Genomic DNA, 15,697 nt, shown 5'->3' on the forward strand with positions numbered 1-15,697 from the left:
CAGAGAGAGCGGCACGGATAGATTGACGGCATGACTGCCGCCCCGGACTCCCGCGCCTGGCGCCGGCCGCCCGCGACACCCGATCAGCGCCGCACCGACGTCGTGACCGCCGTCGTCCTCTTCGGCGCCGCCGTGCTCTCGCTCGTGCTCGGGCGCGCGATCGGGCTGTTCACCGAGCCCGCCTCCCCCGCGCTCAGCGCCGGCGTCCTCGCCCTCGTCACGCTCCCGCTGGCCTTCCGCCGGGCGGCGCCCGTCCCGGTCCTCGCCGTGATCGGCGTCACGTTCATCCTGGTCGGCGAGCTGGAGGTGCCCGAGCTCACGATCAGCAACATCGCCCTGTTCATGGCGCTCTACAGCGTCGGCGCGTGGGAGCCGCGGCGCACCCGGGCGAACACCGCGCGCGGCGTGCTGGTCGCCGTGATGGGGATCTGGCTGCTGATCACGTTCTTCCGCGCGAGCACGCAGGAGATCGAGTTCGAGGGCGCCGGGATCGGCGCGCTCACCCCGGTCGCGGCCTTCATGCTCCAGCAGATCCTGATCAACGTCCTCTACTTCGCCGGCGCCTGGTGGTTCGGCGACCACGCCTGGGCCTCGGCCCGCCAGCGCGCCCTGACCGACCTGCGCACCCGCCAGCTCGAGCAGGAGCAGTCGACCGTCGCCCGCCAGGCCATCACCATCGAGCGGCTGCGGATCGCGCGCGAGCTGCACGACGCGGTCGCCCACCACGTCTCGCTGATGGGGGTGCAGGCCGGGGCGGCGCGGATGCTCGTCGACGCCGAGCCCGCGCGGGCGCACGAGCAGCTCCAGGCGCTCGAGGGCACCTCGCGCGCCGCGGTCGGCGAGCTGTACCAGCTGCTCGGGACGCTCCGCGACGAGGAGTCCGCGCTCGAGCCGGTCACCGCCTCCCTCGACCTCGACGCCCTGCCTGCGCTGGTCGAGGACGCCGCGGCCTCGGGCCTCCGCGTCTCGCTCGAGGTCGTCGGCGAGCCCGTCGCGCTCCCGGCACTGGTCGGGCTGAACCTGTACCGCATCGCCCAGGAGTCGCTCACGAACGTGCTCAAGCACGCCGGTCCGGGCACGCGGGCGCGGGTGCACCTGCGCTACACCGGCGACAGTGTCGAGCTCGAGGTCGCCGACGACGGACTCGGCCGCCCGGGCCCGCGCCGGCAGGGCGGCGGGCTGGGCCTGCTCGGGATGCGCGAGCGCGCAGCGACCCTCGACGGCTCGCTCGACGCGGGGCCGCGCTCCGGCTCCGGCTGGGTCGTGCGCGTCGCCGTCCCGCTCGGGGTCCGGTCGTGAACGGGGTCCGGTCGTGAACGGGGTCCGGTCGTGAGCGGCGTCCGCGTCGTCCTCGTCGACGACCACGCGCTGATGCGGCAGGGCATCCGCACGATCCTCTCGCTGCAGGACGGCATCGACGTGGTCGGCGAGGCGTCCAGCGGCGAGGAGGCCCTCGAGGTCGTGGCGCGCACCCGGCCGGACGTCGTCTGCATGGACGTCGAGATGCCGGGCGTCGGCGGGCTCGAGGCGACCCGCCGTCTCCTCCTCGAGCCGGAGGCGACGGTGCAGGTGCTGATGCTGACGACCTTCGAGCGCGAGGACTACCTGCTCGCGGCGCTCGAGGCCGGCGCGAGCGGCTTCCTGCTGAAGAACTCGCCACCGGAGCGGCTCGTCGCCGGCGTCCGCGCGATCGCGGCGGGCGACGCCCTGCTCGCGCCGGAGCTCACCCGCGCCGTGATCGAGCGCGCCGTCGCCCGCGAGCGCGACCGTCCCGCGCCCGCGCCGCCGGCCGCGGAGCACGCCGCGCAGCCGGGCGCGGCGCCGGAGAACCTGACCGCCCGCGAGACCGAGGTGCTCCGCCTCCTCGCCCAGGGCCTCTCCAACGACGAGATCGCGGAGCTGCTCGTCGTCGGCCGCGCGACGGTCAAGACCCACGTCTCGAACGTGCTCGCGAAGCTCTCGCTGCGCGACCGCGTGCAGGCCGTCGCCTTCGCCTACCGCTCCGGCCTGGTCGACCCGCGGCGGAGCGCCGAGCTTCCTCCGTCCTGAGGCGGAGCACGCCGTTCACCCCCGCGCCGGAGGCGCCGGAGACGCGCCCTCCCTAGCGTGGAGGGGTCAGTCGGATCCGAGGAGGTCGCATGCTCAGCGTGCAGAACATCAGTCGCAGTTTCGGGGCGCACCGCGCCGTGGACGACGTCAGCTTCGACGTGGGCCGGGGCCGGCTCACCGGCTTCGTCGGCGGCAACGGTGCCGGCAAGACCACGACCATGCGGATGATCCTCGGCGTCCTCCGCCCGGACTCCGGCGAGGTCACCCTCGACGGCGCGCCGGTCGGCCAGGCCGCGCTGCACGGCTTCGGCTACATGCCGGAGGAGCGCGGCCTCTACCCGAAGATGGAGATCGGCGAGCAGCTCGCCTACCTGGCCCGGCTGCACGGCATCGACAAGGCCACCGCCGTCCAGCGCGCCGACGACCTGCTCGAGCGGCTCGGCCTGATCGAGCGCCGGCGCGACAAGCTGGAGGCCCTCTCGCTCGGCAACCAGCAGCGCGTGCAGGTCGCGGCGGCCCTGGTGCACGACCCGGACGTGCTGATCATGGACGAGCCCTTCTCCGGACTCGACCCGCTCGCCGTCGACGACGTCGTCACGGTGATCGCCGAGCACGCCGCGCGCGGCATCCCGGTGCTGTTCTCGTCCCACCAGCTGGACGTGGTCGAGCGGCTCTGCGACGACCTGGTGATCATCGCCGGCGGGCAGGTCAAGGCCGCGGGCGAGCGCGAGGCGCTGCGCGAGCAGTACTCGGGTGACCGCTGGTCGCTCGAGATCGACGGCGACGCGGGCTGGGTCCGCGGAGTGCCGGGCGTCGAGGTGGAGGAGCTGGCGGGCACGTCGGTGCTCTTCCACGCCGACCCGGCCGCGGCCGACGCGGTGCTGCGCGCCGCCGTCGAGCGCGGCAGCGTGTCGTCGTTCCGGCCCGTGCGGCCGACCCTGGGAGAGATCTTCCGGGACATCGTGGTGAGCGCGCCCGCGGGCGCCGAGGAGAAGGTGGAGGCGGTCCGATGACGACGAGCAGCACGAAGGGCACGGGCACCGGCGCCGCCGCTCCGGACGGCCGCCTCGGCACGTGGAGCGCGACGCTCCTGGTCGCCGAGCGCGAGATCCTCTCCCAGGTCCGCTCGAAGGCGTTCCTCGTCTCGACCGTGATCACCCTCGCCCTGGTGATCGGCGGGATCGTCCTCGCGAACGTGCTGGGCTCGCGCGCGGTGGACGCGACGCCGGTCGCGGTCGTGGGCTCCGCGGCCTCCTCGGTCGCCGCCTCCGACACCCTCGACGTCACCGAGGTCGCCTCGGCGGCGGAGGCGGAGGAGCTGGTGCGCTCCGGCGACGTCGACGCGGCCCTCGTGCCGAGCGACGACGCGATCGGCTTCTCGATCCTGGCGCTGGACGAGGCACCGGAGGGCCTGGTCTCGGCCCTGTCGGTCAGCCCGGCGGTCGAGCTGCTCGATCCCTCCGAGACGCCCGCGGGTCTGCGCACGCTGATCGGCCTCGCCTTCGGCCTGGTCTTCATGCTCGCCGTGCTCGGCTCGGGCGCGACCATCATGCAGAACACGGTGCAGGAGAAGCAGTCGCGCATCGTCGAGATCCTGCTCGCCGCCGTGCCCGCCCGGGCGCTCCTGGCCGGCAAGATCCTCGGCAACTCGGTGATCGGAGTCGGCACGGCCGCCGCGATCGCCGCCGCCTCGGCCCTGGCCCTCGCGATCACGGGGCAGACGGAGCTGCTCGACCTGCTGTCGGCGCCGCTGATCTGGTTCGTCGTGTTCTTCGTCTTCGGCTTCGTCCTGGTCGCGAGCGTCTTCGCGGCCGGAGCCGCGCTCGTCTCGCGCCAGGAGGACACCGGCTCGGTGATGACGCCCGCGATGATGCTCGTGATGGTGCCGTACTTCGGCGTCGTCATCTTCGGCGACAACCCGCTGGTGATGTCGATCCTGTCCTACGTGCCGTTCAGCGCCCCGGTCGCGATGCCCGTGCGGCTCTTCTTCGGCGAGGCGCAGTGGTGGGAGCCGCTGCTCTCCCTCGGCCTCCTCGTCGTCGCCACCGCGGCCGTGATGGCCGTCGCCAGCCGCATCTACACGAACTCGCTGCTCCGCATGGGCTCCCGAGTCCGCCTCCGCGACGCGCTGACCGCGAGCTGACGCGGCGCGACGATGCTGATCGAGCCGCGTTCATGCTGATCGAGCAGCCCGCAGCGGGCCCGCACATGCTGATCGAGTAGCCCGCGCAGCGGGCGTATCGAGATCCACCGAGGCACGGACTCGAGTCGACGTGGGTCTCGATACGCCCCTCCGGGGCTACTCGACCGGCATGGGGGCTGGTCACCAGCCCGCGGGGCCCGCGCTTCCGGCCTCGTACTCGTCGAGCGGGGTGCCGCCCTCGGCCCAGTGCGAGAGCACGGGGGTGATGATGCGCCAGCACTGCTCGGCGACCGAGCCGGGCACCGACAGCAGGGTGTCGCCCTGGAGGATGCCGGCGAGGACCTGCGCGTAGGGGTCGAGCGTGGCGGCGCCGGGCTGCGCCTCCAGCGTGACGCGCTCGACGTCGGTGAGGTCGTCGGCGCTGTTGACGAGCAGGTCCATCCGCACGTCGCCGCCCTTGAGCGACATCCGCAGCACCGTCCCCGCGTCGTCGTCGCCCGAGCGCAGCCCGCGCGGCGGGGTCGCGGCGCGGAAGTGCACGGCCACCTCGGTGCGCGGATCGCCGATCGCCTTGCCGGAGCGCAGCACGAACGGGACGCCCGCCCAGCGGGGCGTGTCGACCTGCAGCAGGAGCTGCGCGAGCGTCTCGGTCCCCGTCTCGGGATCGACGTCGGGCTCGTCCACGTAGGACGGGAAGAACCGGCCGTCGATCCGGCCCTCGGTGTAGCGGGCCCGCCGCGCGGTCGCGGGGTCGTCGCGCCAGAGGCGGACGGAGCCGAGCGCCTCGGCCATCCGCTCGTGGACGTCCTGCGGGGAGACCTCGTCGGGGCGCTCCATCGTGGTCAGCGCGAGCACCATCAGCAGGTGGCTCTGCAGCATGTCCCGGAGCGCTCCGGTGCCGTCGTAGAACGCGGCGCGCCCCTCGATCCCGAGCGTCTCGTCGTAGACGATCTCGACCTTCTCGATCTGCTCGGCGCTCCAGCTGGTCTCGAGCAGCCGGTTGCCGAAGCGCAGCCCCAGCATCCCCATCACCGTCGCGTTGCCGAGGAAGTGGTCGATGCGCCAGAGGCGGTCCTCCGGGATCACCGGGGCGAACGCCGCGTTCAGCGCGATCGCGTCCTCGAGGTCCTCGCCGAACGGCTTCTCGATCGCGACGACGAGGTCCTCGGGGAGCTCCAGCTTCGAGAGCGAGTCGGCGACCGCGTGGCCCATCGCCGGCGGCAGCGCGACGTAGAGCACGGGTGTCGTCGGGCAGGCGTCGAGCAGGGCCTTCAGCTGCTCCGGGTCGGAGGCGTCGGTGGCGACGAAGCGGGCGCGCGAGGCGAGCCCGTCGACCGTGTGCGAGGCGATGCCCGCGGCCTCGAGGCTGCGGCGGACGAGCCCCTGCCACTCGTCATCGCTCTGCGGTGTGCGGGCCGCGCCGACGAGGGTCAGCTCGGAGTCGCGGGCGAGCTCGGCGACGCGGCCGAGACCCGGCAGCAGCAGACGCTCGGTGAGGTCGCCGCCCGCTCCGAGGATCGCGATGGTGCGGCGGGTGCTCTCGAGAGCCGTGGCCTCGGGGATGCCGATCGGGTCGGTCATGGTGTCTCCTCCTGTGCTTCAGGGATCGCGTGCATGGGAAATCGTGCGCTTCGGGAATCAGGCACTTCGGGGCGCAGGAGCCCCTGCGCTGCGGGCCGCGCCGTCACGGTAGTCGACGGCTCCTGCTCCCCCGCCGTGAGCTCGGCCGCGTCGCCGCCGGTCACGCCTCGGGGATCGTCCGCTCGAACAGGGCCGGCCGCTCCACGTCGGGGTCGGGTCCGCTGCGCACGCCCGTGTCGAGGGAGTCGATCCGGGCGAGCTCGTCGTCCGAGAGCTCGAAATCGAACACGTCGATGTTCGCCGCGATCCGCTCGGGGTTCGTCGACTTCGGGATCGCCGAGCGGCCCTGCTGCAGGTGCCAGCGGAGCATCACCTGCGCCGGGGTCCTGCCGTGGGCGGCGGCGATCTCCCCGATCGTCGCGTCGTCCATCACGCTCCGGCGCTCGTCGCCCCAGCCGGGGTAGAAGGTGATGCCGCCGATCGGCGACCAGGCCTGGGTGAGGATCCCGCGCTCCGCGTGCTCGCGGCGGAGGTCGGGCTGCGCGAAGTACGGGTGCAGCTCGACCTGGTTGACGGCGGGGATCACGTCGACCTCGGCGAGCAGGCGCGCGAGGTGCGCCGGGGTGAAGTTGCTGACGCCGATCGAGCGCACACCGCCGTCGGCGAGGAGCTTCTCGAGCGCACGGTAGGCCGCGATCGTGGTGTCGAAGCGCGAGGGGACGGGCTGGTGCAGGATCAGCAGGTCGAGCTGCTCGACGCCGAGCTTGCCGGTCGCCTTCTCGAAGGCGTGCAGCGTCTCGTCGTAGCCGTAGTCGGTCACCCAGACCTTCGTCTCGACGAAGACCTCCGAGCGGTCCAGGCCGGAGCGGCGGATCCCCTCGCCGACCTCGCGCTCGTTGCCGTAGGCGGCGGCGGTGTCGATGTGGCGGTAGCCGGCCTCGAGAGCGGACTGCACGGCGGCGGTCGTCTCCTCCGGGGCGCTCTGGAAGACGCCGAGCCCGAGTGCGGGGAGGGTGACGCCGTTGTTGAGGGTGAGCTGCAGGGTCATGCCTCCACGCTAGGTCGCTCGCGCTGCCGCCGGGAGGGGTGGCGCCGGGACGGCCGGCGGTCCAGGCGATCGCCACCCCCTCGACGGGACCGCCGCGGTGTGAGGTGATGGAGGCGGTGCACGACGACGTCCCTCCGGCTCCGGAGCGGAGCGGGCACCCTCATCCGGAAGGTCGGTTCCGCCGTGCCCCTCAGCGTTCTGTTCATCGGAGGAACGGGCATCATCAGCTCGGAGGGCGTCCGCCGCGCTCTCGCGGTCGGTCACGACGTGACCGTGCTCAACCGCGGTCGGACCTCGATCCGCCCGCTGCCCAAGGGCGTTCGGACGCTGACCGCCGACATCCGCGACGCCGGCTCGGTCCGCACGGCGCTCGGCGACGAGAGCTTCGACGCGGTGATCGAGTTCGCCGCCTTCACCCCGGAGCACGTGCAGCAGGACATCGATCTGCTCGCCGGGCGCACCGGCCAGTACGTCTTCATCAGCTCGGCGTCGGCGTACCAGAAGCCGCCGACGCACGTGCCGGTGACGGAGTCGACGCCGCTCCGGAATCCGTTCTGGACCTACTCGCAGGACAAGATCGCCTGCGAGGACCTGCTGGTGGCCGAGTACCGCCGCTCGGGCTTCCCGGTCACGATCGTCCGGCCCTCGCACACCTACGACCGCACCGCACTGCCGGTCGACGGCGGCTGGACGGTGATCGACCGGATGCGGCGCGGGCTCGAGGTGGTCGTGCCCGGTGACGGCACCTCGCTCTGGACCCTCACCCACAGCCGCGACGTCGCGGTCGGACTCGTCGGCCTGCTCGGTGCGTCGGCGGCGATCGGCGAGGCGTTCCACCTCACCGGCGACGAGGCTCCGACCTGGGATCGGATCCACCAGGACCTCGCCGCGGCAGCGGGGGTCGAGGCGCGGATCGTGCACGTCGCCTCGGACGCCATCGCCGCCGCCGACCCCGAGCTGGGCGCCGGCATCATCGGCGACAAGGCCCACTCGATGCTGTTCGACAACGCGAAGATCCGCAGCCTCGTGCCCGGGTTCGCCCCCGCGACCCGCTTCAGCGACGGCGCGCGCGAGATCGTCGAGTGGTACGACGCCGACCCGGCCCGGCGGACGGTCGACGAGCGGACCGACGCGCTGTTCGACGCGCTGATCGAGACCTACCGGCCGCGCCCGCTCTGACGAGCCGTTCTCGCCGTCAGACGACCGCGATGTCCAGGTTGCCCTGGGTCGCGGACGCGGAGGTGCTCGTGAGTGAGACGAGGCAGCTGTTGATGTAACCCGAGGAGCGGAAGCTGAACCGCGGAACGATCGGCGACTCGCCGTCGCTGAGCCCGGTCGCGTCCGACCATGCGAGGACGAACACGCCCCGAGTGCGGGAGCCGAGCTCCTCGACGACCACCCACGGGCCGTCCTCGAGGACGAAGTCGGACAGCACCACGCCGTCGCCCGTGCTGAGCGTCACGCGCGCGAGGATGTCCCGCACCGGCTCGCTGTCGCGTGCAGCGCGGACGACCGGGGTGAACTGCCCCTGATAGAGGTCTGCACCGCCGTTCGAGAGGCTTCCGGAGGCGATGGCGAGCGAGGCGGTGGAGACTCCGGAGGCGGCGGCCGCCGGAGCGGCGGAGACCGCGAGCAGGACGGGGGCGCTCCACAGAGCGGCGGTCGTCGCGGCGCGGCGCGAGACGGGGCGGGGGCTGGTCATGGGGTCCTCTCGGGGACGTCGGCGGTGACGGGGGGCACCGAGCGTCACGCTAGCGGGCCGGAACGGCGGTCCCGGAGCGAGGAGGGACCGAGGACGCGCCCCGAGGCCGACGGCGCGCCGTTCCCGCTCGGCGTGTCCCCCGGACGGGGTCGCCGCACGGGGGCGCCGCAGCGAGGGTGCAAGCGTCTCGGGACCACCCCCTATGCCGGACCCCTGCACCGGCCTAGGTTGGGGAGCACCTGCCCCGCACCCACCGAGTTCCGACGGAGGAACCTCATGGCCACGACCCGCAGTCTCCGACGGATCGCCCTCGCGGTGGTCGCCGCCGCCTCTCTCGGAGTGGCGGGCGCCGCGCCCGCCGCGGCCCTCGATTGGCCGATCCCGGGCGTCTCGCGGGACCGACTGCCGTCGGCGCAGGACCTCCGCGACGCGCTGGGCGGTCCGATCGTGTCGCCGTCGACGTCCGTCGGCTCCGGCGGCGCGGTGTCCTCGGTCGACGCGATCGCGAGCAGGGTCGGCCTCGAGGTGCTGAAGCGCGGCGGCAACGCCGCGGACGCCGCGGTCGCGACGGCCTCCGCCCTGGGCGTGACCGAGCCGTACAGCGCCGGTGTCGGCGGCGGCGGCTACTTCGTCTACTTCGACGCGAAGACCGGCGAGGTGAGCACCATCGACGGGCGCGAGACCGCGCCGGCCGGCATCACCTCCGACGCGTTCCTCGACCCCGCGACCGGCGCGCCCTACCCCTTCTCCCCCGAGCTCGTCTCGTCCGGAGTGGCGGTCGGCGTCCCCGGAACGGTCGCCACCTGGGACACGGCGGTCGACCGCTTCGGCACGCTGCCGCTCCCGGTCGTGCTGGCGCCGTCGATCCTGCTGGCGGCCAAGGGCTTCCCGGTCGACGAGACCTTCCGCAGCCAGACGCTCGACAACCTCGAGCGCTTCCAGCAGTTCCCCGACACGGCGGAGCTGTTCCTCCCCGGCGGCGACGCTCCCGCGGTCGGCAGCACCTTCCGCAACCCTGACCTCGCGAAGACCCTCGCCCGGATCGCCGCTCGCGGACCGAGCGCCTTCTACGAGGGGCCGCTGGCCGCCGAGATCGCCGACACCGTGCAGAACCCGCGGCTCGCCGAGGACTCGACGCTCCCCGCCCCGGCCGGCACGATGACCACCGACGACCTCGCCGGCTACTCGGTCGCCGAGCAGGCCGCCACCCGCGTCTCCTACCGCGGTCTCGACGTCTACGGCATGGCGCCGTCCTCCTCGGGCGGCATCGCGGTCGGCGAGGCGCTGAACATCCTCGAGAACCACGACCTGTCCGCCGAGGACTCCGGCAGCGCCCTGCACCTCTACCTCGAGGCGTCCGCGCGGGCGTTCGCGGACCGCGGCGCCTACGTCGGCGACCCGGCCTTCGTCGACGTGCCCACCGAGACGCTGCTGAGCCAGGAGTTCGCCGACTCCCGCGACTGCACGATCGACCCGGCGACCGCGTCCACCCGCCCCGTCGCTCCGGGAGCCCTCGACGGCGTCGGCTGCGCGACGGCCCTCAGCGCCGAGCAGCCCGACACCGAGAACGTCTCGACCACGCACCTCTCCGTCGTCGACAAGTGGGGCAATGCGGCGTCGTACACCCTGACGATCGAGCAGACCGGCGGCTCCGCGATGACGGTGCCCGGCCGCGGCTTCCTCCTCAACAACGAGCTCACCGACTTCTCCGCCACGCCCGTCGAGGGCGACCCGAACCGGATCGAGCCGGACAAGCGCCCGCGCTCCTCGATGTCGCCGACGATCGTGCTCGAGGACGGGTCGGTGAAGCTCGTGATCGGCTCGCCCGGCGGATCGACCATCATCACGACCGTGCTGCAGACGCTGGTCAACCGCATCGACCTCGGCATGACGCTGCCGGAGGCGGTGGCCGCGCCCCGGGCGTCGCAGCGGAACACCGCGTCTACCTCCGCCGAGCCGGAGTTCATCGAGGCCTACGCCGACGACCTCGCGCCGTTCGGCCAGCAGCTGACGCCCTCGGGCGACACCTTCACCTCGGCCGCGCAGATCGGCGCGGTGGCCGCCATCGAGGTCGACTCCTCGGGCCGGATGACCGCGGCGGCCGAGCCGGTGCGCCGCGGAGGCGGCGTCGGCCTCGTCGTCCACCCGGAGTGAGTGCCGCGTCGCGGGAGCTGGTCGATCGCTGGGTCGCGGGCTGGACCGAGTCCCGCGGGATGCTCGCGCGACGCGACGGTGACGGCTGGTGCGTGGAGGTGGCGGCGGAGACCCGCGTCCGGGAGCACGTGATCGCCGCGCCGTCGCTCGCCGAGCTGCGGCGGCTGGTCGCCGAGGTCACCGCGCCGGACGTCTGGCTGACGGTCGTCGGCGAACTCGACGCCGAGCTCCTCGACGCGGTCGCCGGCCTCGATGCCGTGACGAGCGACGAGCGGATGATGACGATCCGGCTCCGGGACGCCGTCGCGCCAGCCGCCCTGCCCGCCGGCGTGCGCATCGAGGCGGAGGGGCGGGTGGCGCACGCCCGCATCGAGGCCGACGGCGAGGTCGCGGCACGGGGACAGGTGGCGGTGAGCGGAGGCGACGCCGTCTTCGACCGCATCGAGACCACTCCGCGGTTCCGCCGTCGCGGACTCGGCGGGCTGGTGATGACGGGGCTCAGCGCCTGGGCCGTGGAGAACGGCGCCTCGACCGGCCTGCTGATGGCCAGCGTCAGCGGGCGCGCGCTCTACACGAGACTCGGCTGGACGGAGGCCGTCCCGATCGTCACCCTCCGGGGCCGAGCGCGACCGTGCTGATCGAGTAGCCCTCGCAGAGGGCGTATCGAGATCCGCCGTTCTGCACACGCCGGGTCTCGATACGCCGCTCCGCGGCTACTCGACCAGCATGGGGCGCGCTGCGCTCGTCCTCACGCGGATCCTTGTTGATCGAGTAGCCCTCGGAGAGGGCGTATCGAGATCCACTGTTCTGCAGACGTGGGTCTCGATACGCCGCTCCGCGGCTACTCGACCAGCAAGGGGCGCGACGCGCTCGTCCTCACTAGCGCGTCCCTGCCGATCGAGTAGCCCTCGCAGAGGGCGTATCGAGATCCACCGTGGTGCAGCCGGGGGCTAGAGGCCCGCCGGCTTCGACGGGGTGCGCAGCCAGGTGTCGAAGAAGGCGGTGAGGTCCTGGCCCGAGACGGACTCGGCGAGCTCCTGCAGGTCGGCCGTCGTGACGTTCCCGTAGCGGTTCTCGGCCGCCCAGCGCTTCAGCAGCGTGCCGAACGCCTCCTCGCCGATCGTGGAGCGCAGCTCCACCAGCGTCAGCCCGCCGCGCGCGTAGATCGGGCTGTCGAACAGCCCCGCGGCTCCCGGGTCCGCGACCTCGGTCGCCCAGAACGGGTCGTCGGCGGGGATCGCCGCGATCTCCGCGGCCGACTCCTCGACGCTCGCGCCGCCGTCGTGCTCCGCCCACAGCCACTCGGCGTAGGTCGCGAAGCCCTCGTTCAGCCAGATGTCCGACCAGAGCCGCGGGGTCACGCTGTCGCCGAACCACTGGTGCGAGATCTCGTGCGCGACGGTCGAGGTGTCCGCGCCACCGGAGTAGAACGAGCGGCCCTGCGTCTCGAGGGCGTAGCCGATCTCCTCGTCGTCGACCACCGCTCCGCCCGAGCGGAACGGGTACCGGCCGAACTCCTGGCTGAAGTAGTCGATGATCTCGCCCTGACGCGCCAGCGCGGCCTCGGTGCTCGCGCGCGCGTCACCGGTGATGTCCCGGTCGACCGCGTCGATGCTCACCACTCCGCCGGCCCGCGAGCGCACCAGGTCGTAGTCGCCGATGTTCACCATCGCGAGATAGCTCGCCATCGGGCTGGTCTCGACCCAGCTCGAGGTCGTCCAACCGTCTCGGGTGACCGGCGAGCCGACCGGGACGCCGTTGGCGATCGCGGTGCGCCCCTCCGGGACCGTCAGCGTGAACGAGTAGCGGGCCTTGTCGGCCGGGGAGTCGTTGACCGGGTACCAGGTCGATGCGCCGTCGGGCTCGCTCGCGACCAGGGCGCCGTCGTCCGTCGACCACCAGCCGTAGGGGGCGCCGGTCGCGTCCACGGGGTTGCCCGTCGTCCCGGCGTAGCGGATGTCGACCAGGGTCGGCGCGCCCTTCCGCAGGGTCCGCGACGGCGTGATCGTCAGCTCGTCGCCGACCTGGGTGAAGGCGGCCCCGCGGGTGTTCACCGAGACCTTCGAGACCGTGAGCCCGCGCAGATCGAAGGAGAACGAGCTCAGGTCCTGCGTCGGCGTCAGCGTCACCACCGCGCGACCGGTCAGCGCCCGCGGCGCCGGGTCGTAGGTGAGGAACAGGCTGTAGCTGAGCGCGTCGAAGCCCGAGCTGCCGAGGCCGGGGAAGTACGGGTCGCCGGAGCTGGTGCCCCCGACGGTCGGGGAGGCGGCAGCGGCGGCGGCAGTGGCGGCGGGCGCGGCGACGGCGGTCCCCGCAGGCGCGAGGGCGAGGGTGCAGACGACGAGCGCGGAGGCGAGCACAGCGGGGGCCTTGCGGCGGGAGGAGGCGGGCATGCGCCACACGCTAGACCCTCTACCGCCCCCGGCGAGTGGCTATCGTCGCCGATCGAGCGCCGCCAGCAGGTACGGCGCCGTCCGGCTGCCGTCCGCCCGCGCGACCTCCTCGGGCGTGCCGGTCGCGACGATCGAGCCGCCCGCGTCGCCCGCTCCCGGCCCGAGGTCGATCACCCAGTCCGCGTCGGCGACGATCCGCATGTCGTGCTCGACCACGACGACCGTGTTGCCCGCGTCGACGAGGTGCTGCAGGTGGCCGAGCAGCCGGTCCGCGTCGGCCGGGTGCAGTCCAGAGGTCGGCTCGTCGAGCAGGTACAGCGTGTCGCCGCGCTGCGCCCGCCGCAGCTCGGACGCCAGCTTCACCCGCTGCGCCTCGCCGCCGGAGAGCTCCGGCGCCGGCTGGCCGAGCGCGACGTAGCCGAGCCCGACGTCCAGCAGCGCGTCGAGGTGCCGGCCGATCTCCGTCTCCTCGGCGAACACCTCGCGCGCCTCGGTCACGCTCAGCGCGAGCACCTCGGCGATCGACCGCCCGCCCCAGGTCACCTCGAGCGTCTCGTCGTTGTAGCGCGTGCCGCCGCAGGCCGTGCACGGCGCCTGCACCGTCGGCAGGAAGAGCAGCTCCACCTCCATCGTCCCCTCGCCCTTGCAGACCGGGCAGCGGCCGCTGGGCATGTTGAAGGAGAAGCGGCCCGCGCCGTAGCGCCGCCGCTTCGCCTCCGGGGTCGCCGCGAAGAGGGCGCGCACCCGGTCGAAGAGGCCGGTGTAGGTGGCGACGTTCGAGCGCGACGTCCGCCCGATCGGCGTCTGGCCGACCTGCACGACCCGGCGCAGCCGCTCCGCCGGTCCGGTCGCGCTGCCGGAGGTGACGCCGGAGTCGGCCGAGAGCAGCGGATCCTCGGGCGCGGCGCCGTCCGCCGGCGCCTCGTCCGCCTCGGCGCTCTCCCCCGCGACCTCCGCGCGCAGGCTCGCGCGCAGCAGATCCGGCAGCGCCCGGTTCACCAGGGTCGACTTGCCCGACCCGGAGACGCCGGTCACCGCGGTCAGCGCGCCGAGCGGGAACGCGACGTCGAGCCCGCGGAGGTTGTTCCGCGCCACGTCCACGAGGCGCACCTGCGCGTCGGGAGTGCGCCGCGCGGGCAGCGGCGGCGTCGGCTCGGCCGTCTCGGGGAAGAGGTAGCGCCGGGTGATCGAGTCGTCCGCCTCGCGGAGCCCCTCCAGCTCGCCCGAGTAGACGACGGTGCCGCCGCCCGACCCCGCCGCGGGGCCGATGTCGACGATCCAGTCGGCCTCGCGGATCACGTCGAGCGAGTGCTCGACGAAGAAGACCGTGTTGCCGCTGTCCTTCAGCGAGCGGAGGATGCCCAGCAGCGCCTCGGTGTCGGCCGGGTGCAGTCCCGTCGACGGCTCGTCGAGGACGAAGACGACCCCGAACAGGCGAGAGAGCACCTGGGTCGCGAGGCGCATCCGCTGCAGCTCGCCCGAGGACAGCGTCGGCGTCGAGCGGTCGAGCGAGAGGTAGCCGAGGCCGAGATCGACGATCGGCGCCATCCGGCCGAGCAGGTCCGAGACGAGCCGCTGAGCCGCCAGCCGGGTCTCGGGCGCGAGCGGCGCCCCGCCCACCGGGACCCAGCCGGGCTCGAGCACGCGCCCCAGCAGCGCCGCCAGCTCCTCCAGCGGCAGCGCCGAGAGCTCGGTGATGTCCAGGCCCTCGACGGTGACCGCGAGGGCCTCCGGCTTCACCCGCTTGCCGTGGCAGTCCGGGCAGGGGACGCTGACCAGGAACGTCGCCGCGCGCTCGCGCATCCGGGCGCTCTTGGAGCCCGCGAAGGTGTCCATCACGTAGCGCCGCACCCCGAGGAACGTGCTCATGTAGCGCGGCTCGGCGCCCGCCGCGACGGCCGCGCGCACCTCGGCCGGTCCGCGATCGGTCCAGACCGGCACCTGCGGCGACTCCTGCGTGTGCAGGATCCACTCGCGGTCCTCGGCGGGCAGCGTCCGCCAGGGCACGTCGATGTCGTAGCCGAGCGAGATCAGGCTGTCCCGCAGCTGCTTGCCGTGCCACGCGGTCGGCCAGGCGGCGAGCGCGCCGTCGCGGATCGAGAGCGAGTCGTCCGGGACCATCAGCTCCTCGGGCACGTCGTAGACGCGGCCGATCCCGTGACAGGCCGGGCAGGCGCCCTGCACCGTGTTCGCGGAGAAGTCCTCCGCGAGGAGCATCGGCGCGCCCTCGGGGTAGGTGCCGACCCGGGAGAAGACCATCCGCACCACCGAGGACAGCGTGGTCGCGCTGCCGAGGGTCGAGCGCGCCGAGCCGCTGGAGCGCCGCTGCGGCAGCGCGACGGCCGGCGGCAGTCCGTCGATCGCGTCGACGTCGGGCACGCCGACCTGGTCGATCAGCCGGCGGGCGTAGGGCGCGACCGACTCGAAGTACCGGCGCTGCGCCTCGGCGTAGAGCGTGCCGAACGCGAGCGAGCTCTTCCCCGACCCGGAGACGCCGGTGAAGGCGACCAGCGCGTCCCGCGGGATGTCGACGTCCACGTCGCGGAGGTTGTTCTCGCGGGCGCCCCGGACGCGGACCCGGTCGAGGCGGTGGTCGTCGGGTCTGTGCGCAGTCATCCGACCAGCTT

Annotated in this window: 12 protein-coding genes; 7 read left to right on the top strand and 5 right to left on the bottom strand. The window is 73.4% G+C overall.

Annotated features, from left to right (window positions below; all coding sequences use genetic code 11):
- The first annotated feature begins 30 nt into the window (after window positions 1-30).
- From HQQ82_RS01595 to HQQ82_RS01610, 4 genes are all read left to right on the top strand, one after another.
- The gene (locus tag HQQ82_RS01595) at window positions 31-1,299 is read left to right on the top strand and encodes a sensor histidine kinase (protein WP_173231350.1); all 1,269 of its coding nucleotides are present in this window, start codon (window positions 31-33) and stop codon (window positions 1,297-1,299) included.
- A gap of 30 nt (window positions 1,300-1,329) precedes the next feature.
- Window positions 1,330-2,049 carry a response regulator gene (locus tag HQQ82_RS01600; protein WP_367947765.1) on the top strand — a complete coding sequence of 240 codons (720 nt, stop codon included), beginning with the start codon at window positions 1,330-1,332 and terminating at the stop codon, window positions 2,047-2,049.
- 89 nt (window positions 2,050-2,138) lie between these two features.
- On the top strand, window positions 2,139-3,062 hold the full coding sequence (locus HQQ82_RS01605) for an ABC transporter ATP-binding protein (RefSeq protein ID WP_173231351.1): 924 nt from the start codon (window positions 2,139-2,141) through the stop codon (window positions 3,060-3,062).
- The gene (locus tag HQQ82_RS01610; RefSeq protein ID WP_173231352.1) at window positions 3,059-4,192 is read left to right on the top strand and encodes an ABC transporter permease; all 1,134 of its coding nucleotides are present in this window, start codon (window positions 3,059-3,061) and stop codon (window positions 4,190-4,192) included. The genes HQQ82_RS01605 and HQQ82_RS01610 overlap by 4 nt, the downstream gene beginning before the upstream one ends.
- A 180-nt stretch (window positions 4,193-4,372) precedes the next feature.
- Here HQQ82_RS01610 and HQQ82_RS01615 read toward each other — a convergent pair whose 3' ends face one another.
- Both HQQ82_RS01615 and HQQ82_RS01620 read right to left on the bottom strand, forming a co-directional pair.
- Complete coding sequence (locus HQQ82_RS01615; protein WP_173231353.1) at window positions 4,373-5,773, bottom strand: glucose-6-phosphate dehydrogenase; 1,401 nt, start codon at window positions 5,771-5,773, stop codon at window positions 4,373-4,375.
- 160 nt (window positions 5,774-5,933) lie between these two features.
- Window positions 5,934-6,821 carry an aldo/keto reductase gene (locus HQQ82_RS01620; protein ID WP_173231354.1) on the bottom strand — a complete coding sequence of 296 codons (888 nt, stop codon included), beginning with the start codon at window positions 6,819-6,821 and terminating at the stop codon, window positions 5,934-5,936.
- 183 nt (window positions 6,822-7,004) lie between these two features.
- Here HQQ82_RS01620 and HQQ82_RS01625 point away from each other — a divergent pair, with 183 nt between their 5' ends.
- Window positions 7,005-8,000, top strand: coding sequence for an SDR family oxidoreductase (locus HQQ82_RS01625; protein ID WP_173231355.1), 996 nt, complete (start codon window positions 7,005-7,007; stop codon window positions 7,998-8,000).
- Between the two features lie 16 nt (window positions 8,001-8,016).
- On the opposite strand, the gene HQQ82_RS01630 is transcribed toward HQQ82_RS01625, so the two are convergent.
- Window positions 8,017-8,523, bottom strand: a complete 507-nt coding sequence (locus tag HQQ82_RS01630) for a hypothetical protein (protein WP_173231356.1) — start codon at window positions 8,521-8,523, stop codon at window positions 8,017-8,019.
- A gap of 276 nt (window positions 8,524-8,799) precedes the next feature.
- On the opposite strand from HQQ82_RS01630, the gene ggt reads away from it, so the two are divergent.
- Both ggt and HQQ82_RS01640 read left to right on the top strand, forming a co-directional pair.
- Window positions 8,800-10,677 (top strand): gamma-glutamyltransferase, encoded by a 1,878-nt coding sequence (gene ggt / locus HQQ82_RS01635; protein ID WP_173231357.1) that lies wholly within the window; start codon window positions 8,800-8,802, stop codon window positions 10,675-10,677.
- Between the two features lie 59 nt (window positions 10,678-10,736).
- Window positions 10,737-11,315 carry a GNAT family N-acetyltransferase gene (locus tag HQQ82_RS01640; RefSeq protein WP_173231358.1) on the top strand — a complete coding sequence of 193 codons (579 nt, stop codon included), beginning with the start codon at window positions 10,737-10,739 and terminating at the stop codon, window positions 11,313-11,315.
- Between the two features lie 312 nt (window positions 11,316-11,627).
- Here HQQ82_RS01640 and HQQ82_RS01645 read toward each other — a convergent pair whose 3' ends face one another.
- On the bottom strand, window positions 11,628-13,070 hold the full coding sequence (locus tag HQQ82_RS01645; RefSeq protein WP_173231359.1) for a M1 family metallopeptidase: 1,443 nt from the start codon (window positions 13,068-13,070) through the stop codon (window positions 11,628-11,630).
- 39 nt (window positions 13,071-13,109) lie between these two features.
- On the bottom strand, window positions 13,110-15,686 hold the full coding sequence (locus HQQ82_RS01650) for an excinuclease ABC subunit UvrA (protein WP_173231360.1): 2,577 nt from the start codon (window positions 15,684-15,686) through the stop codon (window positions 13,110-13,112).
- Window positions 15,687-15,697 lie beyond the last annotated feature (11 nt).

Origin of the sequence: Rathayibacter sp. VKM Ac-2856 (genome assembly GCF_013205055.1) — a bacterium.
Lineage (GTDB): Bacteria > Actinomycetota > Actinomycetes > Actinomycetales > Microbacteriaceae > Rathayibacter.